Origin of the sequence: Streptomyces sp. NPDC053474, assembly GCF_044544845.1 — a bacterium.
Taxonomy (GTDB): Bacteria; Actinomycetota; Actinomycetes; order Streptomycetales; family Streptomycetaceae; genus Streptomyces.
On the sequence record NZ_JBITXV010000006.1, the window covers coordinates 87722 to 109403 of the forward strand.

Sequence of the window (21682 nt, forward strand, 5' to 3'; positions counted from 1 at the left end):
TCACGCTAGCCGCGCCGGTCACACCCCGCTCACCAGCACCACCTCAAGGGTGCGCGGCCCGTGCACGCCCTCGACCCGGTCCAGCTCGATGTCGCTGGTCGCGGAGGGGCCGGAGATCCAGGTGAGCGGGCGGCGCGGATCGAGCCGTTCGAGGGCGAGCGGCACCGAGGCGACGACCTGCTCGGGCACGCGGACGACGCAGACGTGGTGGTCGGGGACCAGCGTGATCCGGCGGCGGCCCTGGTCGGGGGAGCCGTCGAGGACGATCGTGCCGGTCTCGGCGACGGCGATCGCGCAGCCCGTGACGACGCTGTCGACGAGGTCGAGCTCCCGCGGCGTGTCCGCCGCCCGGTCGGGGACGCGGACGGGGTCGGCGGCCGTCAGCCACCACGGCGGCAGGCCGGGCGGGACGAGCACCGTCCGCGCGCCCCGCGCGGCGAGCAGCCGTGCGAGCAGCGCCGCGAGGCCGTCCGCGTCCGCGCGGTGCACCACCGCCCGGTAGTCGGCGAGGTTCTCGGCGAGCAGGTCGACGGTCTCGGCCTCGGTGCGCGTCCCGTGCTCGCGCAGATAGTCACGCGGAACGGCCGCCTCGTGGGCGGCGCAGGGGTCGGGGGCGTCGTCCGGCACCGGGCCGAGCGCGCGCCTGATCCGGCCGAGGATGACGTCCCTGCCGCTCACGCCCCGCTCCCTTCGCCGTGCGTACGCCGCCACCAGTCGCGGAACGGCTCGGCGGGCACCGGCGGCAGGTCCCGCGTGGCGCTCCACGCCCGGCCCGGTCCCGGCAGCGTCCGGGGGTGCGCGGCCCGGGTGCGCGCGGCCAGGCGCTGGCCCGCGCGCAGGGCGCCGGGGTGCCGGAACACCCACCGCGCGGCCCGCATCGCCGCCCGCTCCGCCGCGTGCCCCTTGGCGGGCCGCAGCCGTACCCGCACACCGCGGCGGGTCACCTCGCCGCCCTCGACGACCCGCTCCCGCAGGTGCACCAGGACCTCCGGGATGTCGATGGCCACCGGGCACACCTCGTAGCAGGCACCGCACAGCGACGAGGCGTACGGCAGCGACGCGTCGACCGCGCTCGCCGTGCCCCGCAGCTGCGGGCTGAGGATCGCCCCGATCGGCCCCGGGTACACCGAGCCGTAGGCGTGCCCGCCCGCCCGCTCGTACACCGGGCACACGTTGAGGCACGCCGAGCAGCGGATGCAGCGCAGCGCCTGGCGGCCCACCTCGTCGGCGAGCGCGTCGGTGCGGCCGTTGTCGAGCAGCACCAGGTGGAAGGCCCGGGGGCCGTCGGAGTCCGTGGTGCCCGTCCACGTCGAGGTGTACGGGTTCATGCGCTCGGCCGTCGAGGAGCGCGGCAGGGTCTGCAGGAACACCTCCAGGTCCCGCCACGTCGGCACGACCTTCTCCACGCCGACGACGGAGATCAGGGTCTCCGGGAGCGTCAGGCACATGCGGCCGTTGCCCTCGGACTCGACGACGACCAGCGTGCCGGTCTCGGCGACCATGAAGTTGGCGCCGGAGATCCCGACCTTGGCGCGCAGGAACTTCTCCCGCAGATGCAGCCGCGCCGCCTCGGCGAGCTCGGCGGGCGTGTCGCTGAGCCCGTCCGGGGCGGGGCGGCCCCAACGCCCCATCTCCGCGGCGAAGATGTCGCGGATCTCGCCGCGGTTGCGGTGGATGGCGGGCACCAGGATGTGCGAGGGGCGGTCCCGGCCGAGCTGCACGATCAGCTCGGCGAGGTCGGTCTCGTAGGCGCGGACGCCCGCCGCCGCCAGGGCTTCGTTGAGGCCGATCTCCTGGGTGGCCATCGACTTGACCTTGACGACCTCGGACTCGCCGGTCTCCGCGACGAGCCGGGTCACGACGCGGTTGGCCTCGGCCGCGTCGGCGGCCCAGTGCACGGTGCCGCCCGCCGCCGTCACCGCCTCCTCCAGGCGCAGCAGATAGTGGTCGAGGTGGCGCAGCGTGTGGTCCTTGATGCGCTTGCCCGCCTCGCGCAACCGCGCCCAGTCGTCGAGTTCGGCGACGGCGCGGGCCCGCTTGTCGCGGATGGTGTGGGTGGCGTGCCGCAGATTGGCGCGCAGCGTGGCGTCGCCGACGGCGGCGCGCGCCGCCTCGGGGAACGCGGGCATGCCCACGAAGGTGCCGCTCATGCCAGGGGCTCCTCTTCCGTGCTCGCCAGGATCTCGGCGATGTGGACGGGCCGCAGGCCGGTCCGCAGCCGGGACATCGTGCCGCCGATGTGCATCAGACAGGAGTTGTCCGCCGCGCACAGCACCCCGGCCCCGGTCGACTCCGCGTTGCGCACCTTGTCGGCGCCCATCGCCGCCGACACGTCGGGGTTCTTCACGGCGAAGGTGCCGCCGAAGCCGCAGCACTCCTCGGCGCCCGGCAGCTCCACGAAGTCGAGCCCCTTGACCGCGCCGAGCAGCTTCGTCGGCCGGTCGCCGAGCCCGAGCGAGCGCAGGCCGTGACACGTCGGGTGGTACGTCACCGTGTGCGGGTAGTACGCGCCGACGTCCGTGACGCCCAGGACGTCCACCAGGAACTCGGTGAGCTCGAACGTCCGGGGCACCACCGGCGCCACGGCCGCCGCGAGCCCTCCGCCGCGGCCCTCGGCCCTGGCCCGCTCGCCGAGGCGCGGATACAGCTCGCGCACCATCGCCCCGCACGAGCCGGACGGCGTCACGATCGCCTCGTACCCCGCGAAGACATCGGAGAAGTGGCGGGCGAGCGGCTCCGCCTGACGGCGGTAGCCAGTGTTGTAGTGCGCCTGTCCGCAGCAGGTCTGGGCCTGCGGGAAGTCCACCTCGACACCCAGTCTGGTCAGGAGCTTCACGGTGGCGCGGCCGGTGTGCGGATAGAGCGTGTCGTTGACACACGTCAGGAAGAGTGCGACACGCATGGTGTGTTCCTCCTCGTCGATCATCGGATGGCCCGAGCGTACTGGCGCGGACGGCGGCACACGAGCCCCAGCGGGCGGTGTGCTCCACTAGGACGGTTCCGCTTCCGCGCACTGTTTGAGGAGATGCCTTGAGTCCCACCTACCGTCAGCCCGGAGTCGTGCTCACCGACCGCCGGTTCAGCGTCCCGCTCGACCACGCGGACCCGGCGGGGGAGCGGATAGAGCTGTTCGCGCGGGAGTGCGTGGCGGCGGCGCGGCAGGACGCCGACCTGCCCTGGCTGGTGTACCTCCAAGGCGGACCCGGCTTCGGGGCCGACCGCTTCGTCGGCAAGCAGGCCTGGCTCGGCCGCGCCCTGCGCGACTACCGCGTGCTGCTGCTCGACCAGCGCGGCACCGCCGCGTCGACGCCCGCCAACCGCCAGACCCTGCCGCTGCGTGGCGGACCCCGCGAACAGGCCGACTACCTCGGCCACTTCCGCGCCGACGCGATCGTGCGCGACTGCGAGGCGATCCGGCACGAGGTCACCGGCGGCGCCCCCTGGACGGTCCTCGGCCAGAGCTTCGGCGGCTTCTGCGCCACGCACTACCTGTCCGCCGCCCCCGAGGGCCTGGCGGCCGCGCTGATCACCGGCGGGCTCCCGACGCTCGACGGGCACGCGGACGACGTGTACCGCGCCGCCTACCCGCGCATGGAGCGCAAGTCGCTTGCCCACTACGCGCGTTACCCCCAGGACGTCGAGCGGGCCCGGCGCGTCGCCGAGTACGCCGCCGAGCACGAGCCCGTCCTGAACGGCGGCTACCGCTTCACCGCCGAGGCCTTCCAGGCCCTGGGCATCCTCCTCGGCACCGGCGACGGCAGCCACCGCCTGCACTACCTCCTGGAGGACGCCTTCGTGCGCACCCCCGGCGGGCACGAACTGTCCGACGCCTTCCAGGAGACGGCCCAGGCGCTCCTGTCGTACGCCGGACACCCGCTGTACGCCCTGCTGCACGAGGCGTGCTACGCCCAGGGCGGTCGGCCCACCGCGTGGTCAGCGGAGCGGGTGCGCGGCGAGTTCCCCGCGTTCGACGCGGGCAAGAGCCTCGCGGGCGGCGAGCCGGTCCTGTTCACCGGGGAGGCCGTGCAGCGCTGGATGTTCGACTGCGACCCGGCGCTGCGCCCGCTGCGCGAGACCGCGGAGCTGCTCGCCGAACGCGCCGACTGGGCCCCGCTGTACGACGCCGAGCGCCTGGCCGCGAACGAGGTGCCGGTGGCCGCGGCCGTCTACCACGACGACCTGTACGTCGACACCGCCGACGCCCTGCGCACCGCCCGCACGATCGGCGGCCTGCGCACCTGGGTCACCGACGAGTACGAGCACGACGGCCTGCGCGCGAGCGGCGACCGGGTCCTCGCCCGACTCCTCGACCTGGTGCGGGGCGAGATCTAAGCGCCCCGAAGGGGCGCGGGGCTGTGCCGAAATGCGGCTCCGCCGCGAAGGGGGTCCCCCCTGTTCGAGCGAAGCCGAGAACTTGGGGGAGCGATCAGCCACAACGAACCCGCAGGCGAACGACGGCACGACACGGCGAACCCAGCGGAGCGCTTAGGCTGCGCGCATGACCGAGCCGCAGCACACGAGTACGACCGCGCCCGAGCAACTGGCCCCCCTGCCTGAGGACTGGCAGCGCGCCCTCGCCGTCGTCGCGCACCCGGACGACCTGGAGTACGGCTGCGCGGGCGCCGTCGCCTCCTGGACGGACGCGGGCCGCGAGGTGGCGTACCTCCTCGCGACCCGCGGCGAGGCGGGCATCGACACCCTGGCGCCCGCAGAGGCGGGCCCGGTGCGCGAGCGGGAGCAGCGCGCGAGCGCGGCCGTCGTCGGCGTGGACACCGTCGAGTTCCTCGACCACAAGGACGGCGTGATCGAGTACGGCACGGCGCTGCGCCGCGACATCGCCGCCGCGATCCGCAGGCACCGGCCCGAGCTGGTCGTGACGCTCAACTACCAGGACACGTGGGGCGGCGTCGCCTGGAACACCCCCGACCACGTCGCCGTGGGCCGCGCCACCCTGGACGCGGTCGCCGACGCGGGCAACCGCTGGATCTTCCCCGAGCTGATCGACCAGGGCCTGGAGCCGTGGAACGGGGTGCGCTGGGTCGCCGTGGCCGGGACGGACCGGCCCACGCACGCGGTCGACGCGCGGCCGGGCCTGGAGCGCTCCGTCCGGTCCCTGCTCGAACACCGCGCCTATCTGGAGGCCCTCACCGACGAGGACCCGGAGAAGTACTGCCGTTCGTTCCTCGGCGGCATCGCCGAGGGGCTCGCGCCGCGCTTCGGCGGGGTCCCCGCGGTGGCGTTCCAGGTCTTCGGCCGCTGACGCCTCCGGGCGGGAGCCTCTTCGGTCGGAGACCTCTCCGGCCGGGGCCTCTCCGGCCGGGGCCTCTCCGGCCGGGGCCTCTCCGACCGGAGACCTCTCCGACCGGAGACCGATGATGCGGGTTTGACATCACGCGTTGCCGATTCTGCAATGGGCGCATGGCACGCGAAGAGAGTCACACCCCCGAGGGGGACGACGGCGCGACCGAGCAGGTCCTCACCGCCGTCGGCCCCCGCCTCCGCAGGATCCGCAAGGAGCGCGGCGCCACGCTCGCCGGGCTCTCCGCCGCCACCGGCATCTCCGTCAGCACCCTCTCCCGGCTTGAGTCGGGCGGGCGCAAGCCGAGCCTGGAACTGCTCCTGCCCATCGCCCGCGCCCACCAGGTGCCCCTGGACGAGCTCGTCGGCGCCCCGCCCGTCGGAGACCCCCGGGTGCGCGCCAAGCCGATCGTCCGCCACGGCCGCACGATGGTGCCGCTGACCCGCCAGCCCGGCGGGCTCCAGGCGTACAAGGTCATCGAGCCCCAGCGCACGGCCGAGCCCGAACCGCGGACGCACGAGGGCTACGAGTGGCTGTACGTCCTGTCCGGCAGGCTCCGCCTGGTCCTCGGCGAGCACGACGTGGTGCTGACCGCGGGGGAGGCCGCCGAGTTCGACACCCGGGTGCCGCACTGGTTCGGCTCCACCGGCGAGGGCCCCGCCGAGTTCCTGAGCCTGTTCGGGCCGCAGGGCGAGCGCATGCACGTGCGGGCCCAGCCCAAGAAGCGGTCCGCGGCGGAGGGATGACCCTGTTCCCTTGAGGCAAGCGACCGCTTAGTATGCGCGGGAGCACGGTCCACCGACGCCCCCGTGGAGGCCTCGCATGCACGCATGGCACGTACCCCGCAACGGCGAGCCGGGCGAGGTGATGCGGCTCGAAGAGACGGACAGGCCGGTGCCCGGCGACGGCCAGGTGCTGATCGAGGTCCGCGCCGCGAACGTCAACTTCCCGGACGCGCTGCTCTGCCGGGGCGAGTACCAGATCACCCCGCCGCTGCCGTTCACGCCCGGCGTGGAGGTCTGCGGCACGACGGCGGACGGGCGGCGCGTCATCGCCAACCCCGTGCTGCCGTACGGCGGCTTCGCCGAGTACGCCGTCGCGGACGCCGCGGCGCTGCTGCCCGCCCCGGACGCCCTCGACGACGCCGAGGCCGCGGCCCTGCACATCGGCTACCAGACCGGCTGGTTCGGCCTGCACCGGCGGGCCCGGCTCCAGGCGGGCGAGACGCTCCTGGTGCACGCGGCCGCGGGCGGCGTCGGCAGCGCGGCCGTGCAGCTCGGCAAGGCGGCGGGCGCCCGCGTCATCGGCGTCGTCGGCGGCGCCGAGAAGGCCCGGGTCGCCCGCGAACTGGGCTGCGACGCGGTCGTGGACCGGCACGCGGACGACGTCGTGGCGGCCGTGAAGGACGCCACCGGCGGGCGCGGCGCCGACGTGGTCTACGACCCCGTGGGCGGCGCCGCGTACACCCAGTCCGCCAAGTGCGTGGCCTTCGAGGGCCGCCTGGTGGTCGTCGGCTTCGCGAGCGGCACCATCCCGGCGCCCGCCCTGAACCACGCCCTGGTGAAGAACTACTCGATCGTCGGCCTGCACTGGGGCCTGTACGTCACGAAGGACCCGCGGGCCGTCCTCGACTGCCACGAGCAGCTGACCGCGCTCGCCGCCAAGGGCGCGGTCAAACCCCTGGTGAGCGAGCGGGTGCCGCTGACCGGTGCGGCGGCGGCCGTCCAGCGCGTCGCCGACGGGGCCACCACCGGGCGCGTCGTCGTCCTGCCCGGGCTCACGGACGGGGCGGCCGCATGACCGACACCACGGACAGGACCGACGCCGCCGAAGGGCCCGACACCATCGAAGGGCCCAATGCCGCCGAACTGCGGCGCCGCACGCGGGAGTTCCTCGCCGCCCACCCGCCGGGCACGACGGAGCGCACCGCCTTCCTGAAGGCCCGCTTCGACGCCGGGCTCGCCTGGGTGCACTACCCCGAGGGCCTCGGCGGCCTCGCCGCGCCCCGCCCGCTCCAGGCCGTCGTGGACGCCGATCTTGAGGCCGCGGGCGCCCCCGACAACGACCCGCGCCGCATCGGCATCGGCCTCGGCATGGCGGCGCCGACGATCCTCGGCTTCGGCACCGAGGACCAGAAGCGCCGCTTCCTCAGGCCCTTGTGGGTCGGCGAGGAGGTGTGGTGCCAGCTGTTCAGCGAGCCCGGTGCGGGCTCCGACCTCGCGGCGCTCGGCACCCGCGCGGTGCGCGAGGGCGACACCTGGGTGGTCAACGGACAGAAGGTGTGGACCTCCAGCGCGCACCTCGCCCGCTGGGCCATCCTCATCGCCCGCACCGACCCGGACGTGCCCAAGCACCGCGGCATCACGTACTTCGTGTGCGACATGACCGACCCGGGCGTCGAGGTGCGGCCGCTGCGGCAGATCACCGGCGAGGCCGAGTTCAACGAGGTCTTCCTCACCGACGTCCGCATCCCCGACGCGCACAGGCTCGGCGCGGTCGGCGACGGCTGGCGGGTCGCGCAGACCACGCTCATGAACGAGCGCGTGTCCATCGGCGGCACGCGCCTGCCGCGCGAGGGCGGCATGATCGAGCCCCTCGCCCGGACCTGGCGCGAGCGCCCCGAGCTGCGCACCCACGACCTGCACCAGCGCCTGCTCACCCTCTGGGTGGAGGCCGAGGTCGCCCGGCTCACCGGCGAGCGCCTGCGCCAGCAGCTCGCGGCGGGCCAGCCGGGCCCCGAGGGCTCCGCCGCCAAGCTCGGCTTCGCCCGCCTCAACCAGGCCATCAGCGGCCTGGAGGTCGAACTCCTCGGCCAGGAAGGGCTGTTGTACGACGACTGGACGATGCGGCGGCCCGAAGGGGTCGACTTCTTCGGGCGCGGGGCGGGCTACCGCTATCTGCGCGCCAAGGGCAACAGCATCGAGGGCGGCACGAGCGAGGTCCTGCTCAACATCGTCGCCGAGCGCGTCCTCGGCCTGCCGCCGGAACCGCGCACCGACAAGGACGTCGCCTGGAAGGACCTGACCCGATGACCCCGCCGAGCCATCTGCTCCACACGGAGGAAGAGGAGGCGGTCCGCGCCGCCGTGCGCGCCCTCCTCACCGACCACTGCGACCCGGCCACCGTCCTCGCCCGCACCGAGTCCGACCAGGCCTGCGACCGCGACCTGTGGAAGGCCCTCACCGAAGGCATGGGCCTCGCCGGACTCCTGGTGCCCGAGGACCGGGGCGGCCAGGGCGCCACGCACCGCGAGGCGGCCGTGGTCCTGGAGGAACTCGGCCGCGCGGTGGCCCCCGTGCCGTATCTGACGAGCGCCGTCATCGCCACCGAAGCGCTGCTCGGCTGCGGCGAGGCGGCCGCCGACCTGCTCGCCGCGCTCGCCTCGGGCCGTACGATCGGCGCGCTCGCCGTGCCCCTTGCCACCGCCCCCGGGGACGCGTACCCGCTCGCGCGGTACGCGGACGGCGTCCTGCGCGGCGAGGTGACCGGCGTCGCGGACGCGGGCGCCGCCGACGTGCTGCTCGTGCCGTCCGACGGCGGCCTGTGCGCCGTCGACGCCGACCGGGGCGGCGTCACCATCACCCCGCTGACCTCGCTCGACCGCACCCGCCCGCTCGCCACGGTCACCTTCGACGCGGCCCCGGCGCGCCCGCTCGCCCTCGACGCGGCGGCGCCGGTGGCCCTCGGCCTGCGCGCCGGGGCGGGGCTGCTCGCCTCGGAGCAGCTGGGTCTCGCCGAGTGGTGCCTGGCAAAGACCGTGCGCCACACGAAGGAGCGCCATCAGTTCAACCGCCCCGTCGGCTCCTTCCAGGCCCTCAAGCACCGCCTCGCCCAGGTCTGGCTCGATGTGGTGAACCTGCGCGCCGCCGCCCGCAACGCCGCCGACGCCCTGGCCACCGGCAGCGACGAGCCGGACCTCGCGACGGCCCTCGCGCAGGCCTACGCGTCCCCCGTCGCGGTGCGCGCCGCCGAGGAGGCCCTGCAACTGCACGGCGGCATCGGCATGACCTGGGAACACCCCGTCCACCTCGCCCTCAAGCGCGCCAAGGCCGACTCCCTCGCCCTCGGCACGGCGGGACGGCACAAGGAGGCCCTGGCCGGGCTGGTCGCCCTGCCAGCGCCCTGACCTGCACGTAGTCCAAAAGTCGTAGGGGACCCGTGCCCTACACACCCATTACGTGAGGCATAATTGCGAGCTGTTCGCAAGAAGGATTGATCTTCAGTAGGGGTGTGGAGCATGAGGGCCCGATCCATACGGACCACGGGCGCGGTCGCGGCGACCGCCGCACTGGCGGTCGCCGCCTCGGCCTGTTCGTCGCCGGACGACGGCAAGGGCTCGGGCGGCGCCAAGGACTCCGCCGTCGTCGGCATCGCGTACGAACCCGAGACGCTCAGCCCGCTCCTCGGCTACGGCAAGGACGGCAACTCCAAGATCTTCGACGGTCTGCTCACGCACGACGCCGACATGAAGCTGCGGCCCGCGCTCGCCGCGAAGCTCCCGAAGGTCAGCGACGACGGCAAGACCTACACCTTCGCGCTGCGCGAGGGCGTCAAGTTCAGCGACGGCAAGCCCTTCTCGGCCAAGGACGTCGTCTTCACGTACGAGACGATCCTCGACAAGAAGACGAACAACGCCTCCAAGACCGAGCTCGACGCGCTCAAGAGCGTCGAGGCCAAGGGCGACGACACCGTCGTCTTCCACCTCAAGTACCCCTACGCGCCGTTCGCCGAGCGCACCGTCCTGCCCATCGCGCCCGAGCACATCGCGGGCAAGCAGGACGTCAACAAGGGCGACTTCTCCACCAAGCCCGTGGGCACCGGCCCCTACGAGCTGGTGAAGTGGTCCAAGGGCGAGAAGATCGTCTTCAAGGCCAACCCCGGCTACTGGGGCGGCGCGCCGAAGATCAAGAACTTCACGATGGCGATCATCAAGGACGACGACGTGCGCGCCACCCGGCTGCGCACCGGCGACCTCGACGGCGCCATCCTGCCGCCGAACCTCGCCGAGACCTTCGCGTCCGACGGCGCCAAGAAGACGTACGCCGCCAAGACCTTCGACTACCGCGTCGTGACCCTGCCGACCGGCAACAAGGTCGCGGGCGACACGGCTGTGCGGCGCGCCCTCGACATCGGCGTGGACCGCAAGGCCATGGTCGACTCCATCCTCGACGGCGCGGGCAAGGAGGCCTACGGCCCGGTCCCGACGGACAGCCCCTGGTTCACCAAGGGCACCGAGCGGAAGTTCGACGCCGCCAAGGCCAAGAAGATCCTCGACGCCGCGGGCTGGAAGCCCGGCAAGGGCGGCATCCGCGAGAAGGACGGCGTCCAGGCGTCGTTCCCGCTCTGGTACCTCACCGGCGACAAGCTCCGCCAGGACCACGCGCTCGCCTACGCCTCCGACGCCAAGAAGCTCGGCATCAAGGTCGAGGTGCAGTCCGGCACCTGGGAGGTCATCGAACCGCGTATGGCCAAGGACGCGGTCCTCGCGGGCGGCGGCTCCCCGGCCGACCCGGACTTCGACCAGTACACCCTCCTGAAGTCCTCGCTCGCCGGTGACGGCTTCAACAACATGGCGCACTACGACAACGCCACGGTCGACAAGGCCCTGGAGGACGCCCGCAAGAGCGGCGACCGGGCCAAGCGCAAAGCCGCGTACGACACCGTCCAGCGCGAGCTGGTGAAGAACCCCGGCTACACCTTCCTCACGCACATCGACCACCTCTACGTGGTGAACAAGTCCTTCGGCGACCTCACCACCCAGGTCGAGCCGCACGACCACGGCCTGGCCTCCGGCCCGTGGTGGAACGTCGAGGACTGGCAGCCGAAGAAGTGACCTCCGCGCCCGACAAGCGGCGCCGCCGGGTCCCCTGGGGGCCCATGGCACGGCTCGCCGCCCGGCGAGCCGTGTTCGCCGTCCCGGTCCTGCTCGTCGTGACCTTCGGCGTCTTCGCCGTCGCCGAGGCCTCGCCCTTCGACCCCGTCAAGGCGTACGCGGGCACGGCCGGGCTCACCGCGTCCCAGGAGAACCTCGACCAGCTGCGCGCCAACCTCGGCGTCGACAAGCCGCTGGTGAGCCGCTGGTGGGACTGGCTCACCTCGGCCTTGACCGGCGACCTCGGCGGCTCCAGCACGCTGCGCCAGCCCGTCGCCGACGCCATCGGCGAGCGCATCGGCTGGTCGGTGCTGCTCGCCGCCACCGCCTTCCTCCTCGCGATCCTGCTCGGCTCGGCCCTCGGCGTGCTCGCCGCGCGCCGCCCCGGCGGCTGGCTCGACCGGGGCATCACCTCGCTCGCCTACACCCTGGAAGCCGCCCCGCCGTTCTGGCTCGGCCTCCTCGTGATGTGGCTCTTCGCGCTCAAGCTCGACGTGCTCCCCGCGGGCGGACTCACCGACACCGCCCGTACGACCGTGACGTCCGGCCAGGTCACCAGCCATCTGATCCTGCCCGCAGCCGTCCTCGCGATCTCCCAGCTGCCGTGGTTCGTCCTGTACGTGCGCCAGAGCGTCGGCGACGCGCTCGGCGACGACCCCGTGCGCGGCGCCCGCGCCCGCGGCCTCGCCGAGCGCACCGTGCTGCTTCAGCACGCCTTCCGCTCCGGCATGCTGCCGGTGCTCACCCTCGTCGGCTCCCGCGTGCCCGAACTCATCACCGGCGCGCTGCTGGTGGAGACCGTCTTCAGCTGGCCCGGCATCGCCGCGGCCACCGTGGGCGCCGCCACCTCCGTGGACTTCCCGCTGCTCGCCGCGCTCACCGCGCTCGCGACGGCCGCCGTCCTGCTCGGCAACCTCCTCGCGGACCTGCTGTACGGGCTCGCCGACCCCAGGGTGGGATTCGATGGCTGAGACCACCTGGCGCCCGGCCTCCGCGCGCGCCGCGCGCACCTCGGCCGCGGCCACGCGCGCGTGGCGGGTGTGGAGCTCCGCCGCGATCGTCGCGGCCGTCGTGCTCGCCGTCCTGATCGTGCCGCCGGTCGTCGACCTCGACGAGCAGGCCGTGCACCTCGCGGACAAGCTCCTGCCGCCTTCCCTGGCCCACCCCTTCGGCACCGACGACGTGGGCCGCGACCTGCTGGTGCGCTGTGTGTACGGGCTGCGCGTCTCGCTGCTCGTCGGCGTCGTCGCCGCCGTGGTGGCCACCGTCGTCGGCACCGCCGTGGGCGCGCTCGCGGCCGCCTGCGGCGGCTGGGTGGACCGGATCGTGATGCGCGTCGTCGACGTCTTCGCGTCCGTCCCGCACCTGCTGCTCGGCATCTTCATCGTCGCGATGTTCCGGCCCGGTGTCTGGCCCGTGGTGATCTCCGTGGGGCTCACGCACTGGCTGTCCACCGCCCGCATCGTGCGCGCCGAGGTCCTGTCCCTCCGCTCCCGCCCCTACGTCGACGCGGCCATCTCCGGCGGCGCCTCACGCTGGCGCGTGACCGTGCGCCACCTGCTGCCCGGGGTGCTGCCGCAGGCCGGGCTCGCCGCCGTCCTGATGGTGCCGCACGCCATCTGGCACGAGTCCGCGCTCTCCTTCCTCGGCCTCGGCCTGCCCACGCACCAGGCGAGCCTCGGCACGCTCGTGCAGGGCGCCCGCGGCTCGCTGCTCGCGGGCGACTGGTGGCCCACGCTCTTCCCCGGCCTGTTCATCATCGTGCCCACCCTGGCGATCGCGGGCCTCGCGGGCGCCTGGCGCGAGCGGATCAACCCGCGCCGCCGATCGGAGCTGATGCTGTGACCGCCGCGCCCCCTGATGCTGTGACTGCCGCGTCCAGGCACCCCGTGCTCTCCGTACGAGGGCTCTCCGTGCGCTTCCGCATGCGCGGCGGCGGCCACGTGGCCGCCGTCACCGACGCCCGCTTCGACCTCGCGTCGGGCGAATGCCTCGCCCTGGTCGGCGAGAGCGGCTGCGGCAAGTCCGTGCTCGCCTCCGCCCTGCTCGGCCTCCTGCCCGGCAACGCCGAGACCGCGGGGTCCGCGCTGCTCGGCGACCTCGACCTGCTCACCGCCGACGAGCGCACCCTGGCCCGCACCGTGCGCGGCCGCCGCGTCGGCCTCGTGCCGCAGAGCCCCGCCGCGCATCTGACGCCCGTACGCACCGTGCGCTCCCAGCTGGAGGAGACCCTGCGGGAGCTGACGGGGGTGCGCCGCCCCGCGCTGCGCGCGGCCGCGGAGGCGGCGGCCGAGCGCGCCTCCTTCCCCGTCGGCCACCTCGACCGCTATCCGCACCAGCTGTCCGGCGGCCTCGCCCAGCGCGCCGCCACCGCGCTCGCCCTGATCGGCGACGCGCCGCTGCTCCTGGCCGACGAGCCCACCACGGGCCTGGACCGCGACCTCGTCGACCGCACCGTCGACGAACTGCGCCGCCACGTCGGCGACGACCGCGCGCTGCTCCTGATCACCCACGACCTGGCCGCCGCCCGGCGCGTCGCCGACCGCGTCGCCGTCATGTACGCGAGCCGCGTCGTCGAGATCGCCGACGCCGAGGCGTTCTTCGGCGAGACCGGACCGCGCCACCCGTACGCGCGCGGCCTCCTGGACGCCCTGCCCGAGCGGGAGTTCACCCCGATCCCCGGCATGCCGCCCGAGCTGTCCGCGCTCCCGGAGGGCTGCGCCTTCGCGGCCCGCTGCGCGCGGGCCGACGAGAGCTGCGCGAGCCGCCCCGCGTTCACGGCGGGCGTCGCCTGCCACCACCCGGTCACCGCCGCGCTGGAGGCGCCCCGTGCTTGAACTGCGCTCCCTGACCGCCGGATACGACCGCCGCGACCCCGTCCTACGGGACGTCAGCCTCACCCTCGCGCCCGGCGAGTCCGTGGGCCTGCTCGGCCCCAGCGGCTGCGGCAAGTCGACGCTCGCCCGGGTCGCGGCCCTGCTGCACCGGCCGGACGCGGGCCAGGTCGTCATCGACGGCGAGGCCGCGCGCGGCTGGCGCCACCGGGCCCCGCGCGCCCAGCGCACCGCGTTCGGCGTGGTCTTCCAGCAGCCCCGGCTCTCCGCCGACCCGCGCCTGACCCTCACCCAGCTGATCGCGGAGCCCCTGCGGGCCACCGGCCGCGCCGCCGGGGCCGCCGACCGCGTGGCGGAGCTCGCCCCCGCCGTCGGCCTGGGCGCCGACCTGCTCGGCCGCCGCCCGCACGAGGTCAGCGACGGCCAGCTCCAGCGGGCCTGTCTGGCCCGCGCCCTGGTCCTGCGGCCCCGCTGGCTGATCTGCGACGAGATGACGGCGATGCTCGACGCGTCCACGACGGCCGCCCTGGTCGCGGCCGTGGAGGAGTACCGGGCCGACAGCGGGGCCGGGCTGCTCGCCGTGGGGCACGACAAGGTGCTCCTGGAGCGGTGGTGCGACCGGACGGTGCACTGGGACGAGCTGACCGGCGGTTCGGTGCGCTAGTGCCGCGTCAGGCACCGCTCGCGCGGCCGACGAGCCCTGTTCAGTCGCACCTCGGGGCCTGCGATGAGTTTCCCCGCTTGCCGCCGTCTCACCTTGTGCATACCAAGGAAGCGGAGGCATGGGATGAGCAGAACCACCCACATCACGCAGGTGGCCACGGTCGGGATGCGCGTCACCGACCAGCAGAAGGCGATCGAGTTCTACGTCGGTGAGCTCGGCTTCGAAGTGCGCCGGGACGTCCCCTTCGGCGACGGGCGCTGGATCGAGGTGGCGCCGCCCGGCGCGACGACGACGATCGCGCTCGTTCCCGAAGGGGGCCCGGCCGGGATCCGTCTGACGACCCAAGATGCCGACGCCGACCACGCGGACCTGCGCGCACGCGGCGTCGACGCGGACGCGGAGGTCCTGCGGATGGGGCCCGCGGTGCCGCCCATGTTCGCTGTGCGTGACCCGGACGGCAACGACCTGATCCTCGTCGAAGACTCCTGAACAGGCGGTATCCGTAATGGACAAGCAGTTCACCGCGACCTTGCGGAAGAGCCCGGACAAGGGCGGCTGGACCTACGTCGTGTGGCCCGAGTCGGCCGCGTTCTTCGGCACCCGCGGCCTGGTGAAGGTCCGGGGCACGATCGACGGTCATCCGTTCCGAAGTTCGTTCATGGCCCTGGGGGACGGGACGCACAAGCTGCCGGTGAAGGCGGACGTGCGCAAGGCGATCGGCAAGGAGGAAGGGGACACCGTGACCGTCCGCCTACAGGAGCGACTCGACGCCTGACACCAGGAACGATCACTCCGTACCCGGGCCCGTTCCCGACGAGCCGGACCCTAGGCCTCCATCCCGCGCGTCAGACCGCGACGAGCGTGACCTCGGTCGCCTTCACGCTCGTGTAGACCGGGGTGCCGTCGGCCAGGCCCAGTTCGGCCGCCGCCTGCGGGGTGATCTCGGCGACGAGGTCGGGCGCCTTCTCGGCGGTGACCAGGACCCGCAGCCTGCTGCCGACCGCGGTGATCTCCCGGACCGTGCCGTGCCAGACGTTGCGCGGGCTGCCCTCGGGGTGCTCCAGGTGCAGCGACACCGCCTCGGGCGGGATGACCGCGAGGGCCCGCGTGCCTTCGCCGAGCGGGTCGGCGGCCACCAGGTGTCCGCCGTCGGCGAGCAGCAGCGTGCCGTCCCCGGTGCCCGTCCCGGCGAGGGCGTTGCTCCCCAGCATGCGGGCCACCCAGGGGGAGCGGGGGCGCCGGGTGACCTCGGCGGGCGGGGCGTCCTGCAGGGCCCGTCCGTCGTCGAGGACCAGGACCCGGTCGGCCAGTGAGACGGCCTCGACCGGATCGTGGGTGACGAGCAGACAGACCCCGCCGAAGCCCGCCAGATGGGTGCGCAGGGTGTGCCGGACGTGGGCCCGCGTCGTCTGGTCCAGGGCGGCCAGCGGCTCGTCGAGCAGCAGCAGCCGCGGATGCGGGGCCAGGGCCCTGGCGAGGGCGACGCGCTGGGCCTGGCCGCCGGAGAGCTGGGCGGGCCTGCGGTGCGCGAGGTGCCCGACGCCGAGCCGGTCGAGCCAGAGCCGGGCCCTGCGGCGGGCCTCGGCACGCGGCACCCCTTGGGCGCGCAGGCCGTAGGCGGTGTTGGACAGGGCGCTCAGGTGCGGGAAGAGCGCGCCGTCCTGGGGCACCCAGGCGACGCCGCGCCGGTGCGGCGGCAGCGCGGTGACGTCCGCCGCGCCGAGGCGCAGCCGGGCGTGGGCGCGGGGGGTGAGCCCGAGCAGGGCGCGCAGGAGCGTGGTCTTGCCCGCGCCGTTCGGCCCGACGACGGCGATGGTGGTGCCGGGCTCGGCCGTCAGCGTGAGCTCGGTGAAGCCGGTGACGTCCGCGTGCAGGGGCCAGCGCTCCGGCGCGGCCTCGGCCGGGACGGGCCCGGTCGCTTCCGGTGCGCCCGCGGGCTCGTCGGGCAGGGGCGCACCGCCGCCGGGGGGGCGCGCCGCGCGGTCGGTCGTCCCGCCCGTCCAGCGCCCGCGCAGCGCGATGAGGACGGCCATGGCGATCACGAGGAGCAGCAGCGACACGGAGGTCGCGGCCTCGGGCTGGTCCTGGAGGAGCAGATACACCTGGAGCGGCAGGGTCTGCGTGGTGCCCGGCAGGTTCCCCGCGAAGGTGATGGTCGCGCCGAACTCGCCGAGCGCCCGCGCCCAGGTGAGCGCGGCCCCGGCGGCGAGTCCGGGCGCGACCATCGGCAGCGTGACGGTGAAGAACACCCGTACCGGCGAGGCGCCGAGGGAGGCCGCGGTCTCCTCGTACGACAGGCGCATGCCCGCGAGGGTGCCTTCGAGGCTGATGATCAGGAACGGCATGGCCACGAACGTGGCGGCCACGACGGCCCCCGACGTGTGGAACGGCAGGACGATCCCGAAGGTGTCCTCCAGCCACGGCCCGAGCAGCCCGCGCCGACCGAAGCCGAGCAGCAGGGCGACCCCGCCGACGGTGGGCGGAAGCACCATGGGCAGCAGCACGAGCGAGCGCACGAGCGCCTTGCCGGGGAACGGCACGCGCGCGAGCAGCCAGGCCAGCGGCACCCCGAGGACCAGGGACAGGCCGAGTGCCCAGAAGGACACGTACAGCGAGAGCTTGAGCGCCTCGGTCACTCCGGGGCTCGTCAGATGCGTCCCGAGGTCGCCCCACGCGGTCCGGCTGAGGATGCCGACGAGCGGCAGCAGCAGGAACGCGACGGCGAGGAGCGCGGGCACGGCCAGGGTGAGCGGCGGGCGCGCACCGGCTCCACGGCGTGTTCTCATCGGGGATTCCCAGGTCGGTGCGCGGGGCTACGGCTTCTGGAAGCCCGCGTCCCGCAGGATCTTCTGTGCCTCGGCGGAGGTCAGCCACGTCACGAACGCGGCCGCGGCGGCGGTGTGCTCGGACGTCTTGAGGGTAGCGGCCGGGTACGCGGCGATCGCGTTCTGGCCGTCGGGGATGTCGACGCCCTCGGCCTTGCCGTCGGCGGCCTGGACGTCCGTCTTGTAGACGAGACCGGCGTCGGCCTCGCCGAGCTCGACCTTGGACAGGACGGCGCGGACGTTGGGCTCCTGGGAGACCGGCTTCACGTCGACCTTCTGCCGCTCCAGGATCTGCTCGCTGTAGCGGCCGACCGGTACCTCGGGCGCGGCGAGGACCACCTTCAGATCCTTGTCGGCGAGGTCCTTGAGCTGCTCGACCTTCTTCGGGTTGCCCTTGCCGGTGGCGATGACCAGGCGGTTCTTGGCGATCACGGTCGGCGTGCCGGTGTCGGACCTGAGCCCGTCCATCGTCTTGGTGTCGGCGGTGACCAGCGCGTCGGCCGGGGCGCCCTGGCGGACCTTGGCGGCCAGCTCCTGCGAGCCCTCGAAGGAGAAGGTGATCTTCGTGCCGGGGTGCGCGTCCTCGTAGGCGGCGCCCGCGGTCTTGAACACGTCGGTGAGGGACGCGGCGGCGAGGACGGTGAGGTCGGCCCGCTGCCGCGTGCCGCCGTCCTTCGTGCCGCCCTCGTCCTTCTTGTCGTCGTCGCTGCCGCACGCCGTCAGCGGCAGGAGCAGGGCGGCGGTGACGAGCGCGGCGGCGGCACGCCGCCGCTTGGCGATCACGGTGTTCATGCGGTGGGGCTCCTCTTGCTGCGGACGGCGGGGGGCCGCCCGGGAGAACGGAACGACGCGGTGACCGGGGACGGGCGGTGCCGCTGGGGACGGAGGGATCAGACGCGGTTGACGTGCACGCTGGTGGACTTCACGCGGGCGGTGGCCCACACGAGCCGGTGGGGTCCCGCCTGGATCTCGACCTCTGCCTGACCGATGGTGTGGGACTGCATGTGCGACAAGATAGCCGTCTTCATCTTGCATTTACAGACTATTGGGCGATTTAACATGGCAGATGCCAGGAGCCTGGAGGAAAATCCGAGGCAGCTGCCCGCCCTGGCCTCGTCGACGACCGCCACAGCGCGGGGCCGAGCCGCGCGCGTGGTGAACTGAAGGCGTCGATCACGCCAACTCCCAGGCCAGCAGGGTTCCTCGGAGCGGCCGGAGGCCATACTCACTGAGGCTTCGGCCGATTCCCGCCCCCACTCCGCCCTTTCGGGAGGTACCCCATGGCCCTCGTCACCCGTCGCAGAGCCCTGACCACCCTCGGCGCGGCCGTCGCGACGGCCGTCGCCGCGCCCGGAATCGCCCACGCGGCCGACCCCGCGCCGGGCACCCGTCCGCTCGAACGCGGCCACCACCCCCGCCCGCGCCCCCTCGCACAGGCCCACGCGCACAACGACTACGAGCACGCCCGGCCCCTCCTGGACGCCCTCGACCACCGCTTCACCAGCGTCGAGGCCGACATCTTCCTCGTCGGCGGGCAGCTCCTCGTCGCCCACGACCCGGCGGACCTCGACCCGAGCCGCACCCTGGAGTCGCTGTACCTGGAGCCCCTCGCGGCCCGCGTCCGCGCCCACCACGGCTCCGTGTACCGCCACTGGCACGGCCCGTTCCAGCTCCTGATCGACATCAAGACCGAGGGCGCGTCGACGTACCGCGAGCTGGACCGCCATCTGCGGCCCTACCGGCGCCTGTTCACCACGTACGCGCACGGCAAGGTCCGCCGCTCCGCGATCACCGCCGTGGTCTCCGGCGACCGCGCGGCCCGCCCGGTGATGGAGGCGCAGCCGGTGCGCCGCGCCTTCTACGACGGCCGCCTCGCCGACCTCGGCGGCCCGGCGCCCTCCTCCTTCGCCCCGCTCATCAGCGACAACTGGTCCCTGAACTTCACCTGGAACGGCGTCGGCCCGATCCCGCCCGCCGAGCGCGCCAAGCTGCGGGGCATCGTCGCCACCGCCCACAAGCGCGGGCAGCGCGTCCGCTTCTGGGCCACGCCCGACCTGCCGGGCCCGGCCCGCGACGCGGTCTGGACCGAACTCCTCGACGCCGGTGTCGACCACCTCAACACCGACGACCTCGCGGGCCTCCAGACGTTCCTCGACGCCCGCCGCGGCTGACGGCTCCCACGGCGGCGTCCCCCGCACACCACTCGTCCGGCGGACACGCCGCTCACCCGGACAAACCCTCCGCTACGCCACACTTGCCGCCGAAAGCCACGGTGCCGGCGTGGCGGAGGAGGTCCGTGATGTTCCTTTCGATCTCGGTGGGGCTGCTGCTCCTGATCATCGCGGTGGTGCTGCTGCGCAGCGGGGGCATGAAGGTCTCGCACGCCGTGGTCTGCGGTCTGCTGGGCTTCTACCTCGCGGGCACGAGCGTGGCGCCGACCATCCACGACGGTCTCACGGCCACGGCGGACATCGTCAGCGGCATCCGGCCGTGACCGCGCCGGAGCCCGGGGCCACGTGAGCGTTGCGGCCCCGTGAACAACTCCCGCACGCGCATGGACACTTCACGGGCCCGGTCCTAGCTTCGGCGCATGCCTCGTCTGACCGCTGTGCTCCGACCCCGTACGCTCGTGGGCCGTGCCCTCGCCCTGGCCCTCGGGGCCACGGCCCTGGCCCTGCCCGCCGCGCACGCGGACGAGATCCCCCAGGCGCCGGGGCACCGGCTCGTCGCCCCGTACATCGGAGCGCCCGCCACCGCCGCGCCCGTCCCCGGGAACCCGCCGCCCCAGCACCCCCACCTCGCCCCGAACGGGCGCAGCGGCATGCACGCCGACGCGGCGGGCAGCGGCACGTACCCGTGGAACGGCCCGCTCGGCCGCGCGCCCGAGGTCAACAGCGAGAAGATGGCCGCGCTCGGCGGCGAGTGCGCCACCGTCACCTTCGACCGCGACGGCCGGATCGTCACCGTGTGCGGCACGTTCTCCGGCTTCCTGGTCAAGCTGCTCGACCCGCGCACGCTGCGTACGCTCGCCGAGTACAAGCTGCCGCAGCGCCCCTCCACCGTCGAGGCGATCACGCGCCTCGACTTCTCCCGGATCTTCAAGGACACGTCCGGCGGCGCGTACTCCTACCTCGACGACGAGGACCGCCTCGTGCTCGCCGACTCGCGCCAGCACGTCGTACGGCTCGCGCACGAACGCACCGCCGACGGCGGCTGGCGCTTCGTCGTCGACAAGGACTGGGACCTGACAGCGCACGTCCCGCACGACTGCGTGAGCTGGACGAACCTCCACCCCAGCGGCGAGTGCGACCCGGTCACCTCCGTGCAGCCCGACTGGGACGGCCGCATCTGGTGGGTGACCCGGCAGGGACGCGTCGGCACCGTCGATCCGAAGACCGGCGTCATACGGTCGACGAGACTGCGCGGCGAGGAGATCCAGAACTCGTTCTCGGTCGCCGAGGACGGCGTGTCGATCGTCTCCGACCACGCCCTGTACGGCTTCGAGGCCGCCGCCGACGGCACGCCAGAGGTCACCTGGCGCCAGGCCTACGACCGGGGCACGGGCACCAAGCCCGGCTCCGTGAACCAGGGTTCGGGCACCACCCCCGACCTGTTCGGCACGGCGGAGAAGTACGTCGCCATCACCGACAACGCCGACGACCGCATGCACGTCCTCGTCTACCGGCGCGGCGCCGACGTCCCCGAGGACCGCCGCCTGGTCTGCTCGGTCCCCGTCTTCGCCTCCGGCGCGTCCACCACCGACAACTCGCTGATCAGCTACGGCAACAGCCTCGTCGTCGAGAACAACTACGGCTACGAGAACATCACCTCGCTCACCCTCGGCCGCAGCGTCGTCGGCGGCGTCACCCGCGTCGACGTCCGCGCCGACGGCAGCGGCTGCGACACGGTGTGGCAGAGCCAGGAGCGCTCCCCGTCCACCGTGCCGAAGCTGTCCACCACCAACGGACTGCTCTACCTCTACACCAAGGACCCCCACCCCCTGGGCATCGACGCCTGGTACCTCACGGCCGTCGACTTCCGCACCGGCCAGACCCGCTTCAAGCGGCTCGCCGGGACCGGCGTCGCGTACGACAACAACTGGGCGCCCGTGACGCTCGGGCCCGACGGCACCGCGTACGTGGGTGTCTTCAACGGCCTGGTGGCCGTGCGGGACACGGGGGAGTGAGG

At 73.8% G+C, this 21682-nt stretch carries 21 protein-coding genes; 16 read left to right on the forward strand and 5 right to left on the reverse strand.

Features of this window, described 5'->3' with window-relative positions:
* Positions 1-18: 18 nt before the first annotated feature.
* The 3 genes from ACIG3E_RS15780 to ACIG3E_RS15790 are packed head-to-tail and all read right to left on the reverse strand — an operon-like array spanning position 19 to position 2902.
* Positions 19-678, reverse strand: coding sequence for a lactate utilization protein C (locus ACIG3E_RS15780; RefSeq protein ID WP_399615996.1), 660 nt, complete (start codon positions 676-678; stop codon positions 19-21).
* A complete protein-coding gene (locus ACIG3E_RS15785) occupies positions 675-2150 on the reverse strand; it encodes a lactate utilization protein B (protein ID WP_399615998.1) in 1476 nt (491 codons plus the stop codon). The genes ACIG3E_RS15780 and ACIG3E_RS15785 overlap by 4 nt, the downstream gene beginning before the upstream one ends.
* Positions 2147-2902: a (Fe-S)-binding protein gene (locus tag ACIG3E_RS15790; RefSeq protein ID WP_399616000.1), complete on the reverse strand. Its 756-nt coding sequence runs from the start codon at positions 2900-2902 to the stop codon at positions 2147-2149. The genes ACIG3E_RS15785 and ACIG3E_RS15790 overlap by 4 nt, the downstream gene beginning before the upstream one ends.
* 128 nt (positions 2903-3030) lie before the next feature.
* On the opposite strand from ACIG3E_RS15790, the gene ACIG3E_RS15795 reads away from it, so the two are divergent.
* The 13 genes from ACIG3E_RS15795 to ACIG3E_RS15855 all read left to right on the forward strand — a co-directional run bounded on the left by ACIG3E_RS15795 (position 3031) and on the right by ACIG3E_RS15855 (position 15444).
* Entirely contained in the window at positions 3031-4332 is a 1302-nt protein-coding gene (locus tag ACIG3E_RS15795) for an alpha/beta fold hydrolase (RefSeq protein ID WP_399616002.1), read from the forward strand.
* Between the two features lie 166 nt (positions 4333-4498).
* On the forward strand, positions 4499-5260 hold the full coding sequence (locus tag ACIG3E_RS15800) for a PIG-L deacetylase family protein (protein WP_399616004.1): 762 nt from the start codon (positions 4499-4501) through the stop codon (positions 5258-5260).
* 158 nt (positions 5261-5418) lie between these two features.
* Positions 5419-6045, forward strand: a complete 627-nt coding sequence (locus ACIG3E_RS15805) for a helix-turn-helix domain-containing protein (RefSeq protein ID WP_399616006.1) — start codon at positions 5419-5421, stop codon at positions 6043-6045.
* A 76-nt stretch (positions 6046-6121) separates the two neighbouring features.
* On the forward strand, positions 6122-7099 hold the full coding sequence (locus ACIG3E_RS15810) for an NADPH:quinone oxidoreductase family protein (protein WP_399616008.1): 978 nt from the start codon (positions 6122-6124) through the stop codon (positions 7097-7099).
* Entirely contained in the window at positions 7096-8331 is a 1236-nt protein-coding gene (locus ACIG3E_RS15815) for an acyl-CoA dehydrogenase family protein (protein ID WP_399616010.1), read from the forward strand. Before ACIG3E_RS15810 ends, ACIG3E_RS15815 begins: the two co-directional genes overlap by 4 nt.
* Complete coding sequence (locus tag ACIG3E_RS15820; RefSeq protein ID WP_399616012.1) at positions 8328-9425, forward strand: acyl-CoA dehydrogenase family protein; 1098 nt, start codon at positions 8328-8330, stop codon at positions 9423-9425. The genes ACIG3E_RS15815 and ACIG3E_RS15820 overlap by 4 nt, the downstream gene beginning before the upstream one ends.
* A gap of 111 nt (positions 9426-9536) precedes the next feature.
* The gene (locus ACIG3E_RS15825) at positions 9537-11132 is read left to right on the forward strand and encodes an ABC transporter substrate-binding protein (RefSeq protein ID WP_399616014.1); all 1596 of its coding nucleotides are present in this window, start codon (positions 9537-9539) and stop codon (positions 11130-11132) included.
* 44 nt (positions 11133-11176) lie between these two features.
* Entirely contained in the window at positions 11177-12142 is a 966-nt protein-coding gene (locus ACIG3E_RS15830; protein WP_399616759.1) for an ABC transporter permease, read from the forward strand.
* Entirely contained in the window at positions 12135-13016 is an 882-nt protein-coding gene (locus ACIG3E_RS15835; RefSeq protein WP_399616017.1) for an ABC transporter permease, read from the forward strand. The genes ACIG3E_RS15830 and ACIG3E_RS15835 overlap by 8 nt, the downstream gene beginning before the upstream one ends.
* Before the next feature lie 80 nt (positions 13017-13096).
* Positions 13097-14008, forward strand: a complete 912-nt coding sequence (locus ACIG3E_RS15840; protein WP_399616762.1) for an oligopeptide/dipeptide ABC transporter ATP-binding protein — start codon at positions 13097-13099, stop codon at positions 14006-14008.
* Positions 14001-14669, forward strand: coding sequence for an ABC transporter ATP-binding protein (locus ACIG3E_RS15845; RefSeq protein ID WP_399616019.1), 669 nt, complete (start codon positions 14001-14003; stop codon positions 14667-14669). Before ACIG3E_RS15840 ends, ACIG3E_RS15845 begins: the two co-directional genes overlap by 8 nt.
* A gap of 123 nt (positions 14670-14792) precedes the next feature.
* On the forward strand, positions 14793-15158 hold the full coding sequence (locus ACIG3E_RS15850; RefSeq protein WP_399616021.1) for a VOC family protein: 366 nt from the start codon (positions 14793-14795) through the stop codon (positions 15156-15158).
* Positions 15159-15174: 16 nt separating this feature from the next.
* Positions 15175-15444: a DUF1905 domain-containing protein gene (locus ACIG3E_RS15855; RefSeq protein WP_399616023.1), complete on the forward strand. Its 270-nt coding sequence runs from the start codon at positions 15175-15177 to the stop codon at positions 15442-15444.
* Between the two features lie 70 nt (positions 15445-15514).
* Here the strand turns inward: ACIG3E_RS15855 and ACIG3E_RS15860 are convergent, their stop codons facing one another.
* Together ACIG3E_RS15860 and modA are read right to left on the reverse strand one after the other, a co-directional pair.
* The gene (locus tag ACIG3E_RS15860) at positions 15515-17455 is read right to left on the reverse strand and encodes an ABC transporter permease (protein WP_399616025.1); all 1941 of its coding nucleotides are present in this window, start codon (positions 17453-17455) and stop codon (positions 15515-15517) included.
* A gap of 27 nt (positions 17456-17482) precedes the next feature.
* Positions 17483-18286: a molybdate ABC transporter substrate-binding protein gene (modA, locus tag ACIG3E_RS15865; RefSeq protein ID WP_399616027.1), complete on the reverse strand. Its 804-nt coding sequence runs from the start codon at positions 18284-18286 to the stop codon at positions 17483-17485.
* A gap of 488 nt (positions 18287-18774) precedes the next feature.
* On the opposite strand from modA, the gene ACIG3E_RS15870 reads away from it, so the two are divergent.
* The 3 genes from ACIG3E_RS15870 (at position 18775) to ACIG3E_RS15880 (ending at position 21680) form a co-directional block, all read left to right on the forward strand.
* Positions 18775-19665: a phosphatidylinositol-specific phospholipase C/glycerophosphodiester phosphodiesterase family protein gene (locus tag ACIG3E_RS15870; protein ID WP_399616029.1), complete on the forward strand. Its 891-nt coding sequence runs from the start codon at positions 18775-18777 to the stop codon at positions 19663-19665.
* Positions 19666-19793: 128 nt separating this feature from the next.
* Positions 19794-19988, forward strand: coding sequence for a hypothetical protein (locus tag ACIG3E_RS15875; protein WP_138963627.1), 195 nt, complete (start codon positions 19794-19796; stop codon positions 19986-19988).
* A 96-nt stretch (positions 19989-20084) separates the two neighbouring features.
* Positions 20085-21680: a hypothetical protein gene (locus ACIG3E_RS15880; protein WP_399616031.1), complete on the forward strand. Its 1596-nt coding sequence runs from the start codon at positions 20085-20087 to the stop codon at positions 21678-21680.
* Positions 21681-21682 lie beyond the last annotated feature (2 nt).

Coding starts and splice junctions, on each gene's coding strand:
- ACIG3E_RS15825 (WP_399616014.1), top strand. CDS start 9,537: ATGAGGGCCCGATCCATACGGACCACGGGCGCGGTCGCGGCGACCGCC.
- modA (WP_399616027.1), bottom strand. CDS start 18,286: ATGAACACCGTGATCGCCAAGCGGCGGCGTGCCGCCGCCGCGCTCGTC.
- ACIG3E_RS15860 (WP_399616025.1), bottom strand. CDS start 17,455: ATGAGAACACGCCGTGGAGCCGGTGCGCGCCCGCCGCTCACCCTGGCC.
- ACIG3E_RS15815 (WP_399616010.1), top strand. CDS start 7,096: ATGACCGACACCACGGACAGGACCGACGCCGCCGAAGGGCCCGACACC.
- ACIG3E_RS15835 (WP_399616017.1), top strand. CDS start 12,135: ATGGCTGAGACCACCTGGCGCCCGGCCTCCGCGCGCGCCGCGCGCACC.
- ACIG3E_RS15805 (WP_399616006.1), top strand. CDS start 5,419: ATGGCACGCGAAGAGAGTCACACCCCCGAGGGGGACGACGGCGCGACC.
- ACIG3E_RS15875 (WP_138963627.1), top strand. CDS start 19,794: ATGTTCCTTTCGATCTCGGTGGGGCTGCTGCTCCTGATCATCGCGGTG.
- ACIG3E_RS15855 (WP_399616023.1), top strand. CDS start 15,175: ATGGACAAGCAGTTCACCGCGACCTTGCGGAAGAGCCCGGACAAGGGC.
- ACIG3E_RS15830 (WP_399616759.1), top strand. CDS start 11,177: ATGGCACGGCTCGCCGCCCGGCGAGCCGTGTTCGCCGTCCCGGTCCTG.
- ACIG3E_RS15820 (WP_399616012.1), top strand. CDS start 8,328: ATGACCCCGCCGAGCCATCTGCTCCACACGGAGGAAGAGGAGGCGGTC.
- ACIG3E_RS15790 (WP_399616000.1), bottom strand. CDS start 2,902: ATGCGTGTCGCACTCTTCCTGACGTGTGTCAACGACACGCTCTATCCG.
- ACIG3E_RS15785 (WP_399615998.1), bottom strand. CDS start 2,150: ATGAGCGGCACCTTCGTGGGCATGCCCGCGTTCCCCGAGGCGGCGCGC.
- ACIG3E_RS15850 (WP_399616021.1), top strand. CDS start 14,793: ATGAGCAGAACCACCCACATCACGCAGGTGGCCACGGTCGGGATGCGC.
- ACIG3E_RS15870 (WP_399616029.1), top strand. CDS start 18,775: ATGGCCCTCGTCACCCGTCGCAGAGCCCTGACCACCCTCGGCGCGGCC.
- ACIG3E_RS15800 (WP_399616004.1), top strand. CDS start 4,499: ATGACCGAGCCGCAGCACACGAGTACGACCGCGCCCGAGCAACTGGCC.
- ACIG3E_RS15880 (WP_399616031.1), top strand. CDS start 20,085: ATGCCTCGTCTGACCGCTGTGCTCCGACCCCGTACGCTCGTGGGCCGT.
- ACIG3E_RS15810 (WP_399616008.1), top strand. CDS start 6,122: ATGCACGCATGGCACGTACCCCGCAACGGCGAGCCGGGCGAGGTGATG.
- ACIG3E_RS15840 (WP_399616762.1), top strand. CDS start 13,097: ATGCGCGGCGGCGGCCACGTGGCCGCCGTCACCGACGCCCGCTTCGAC.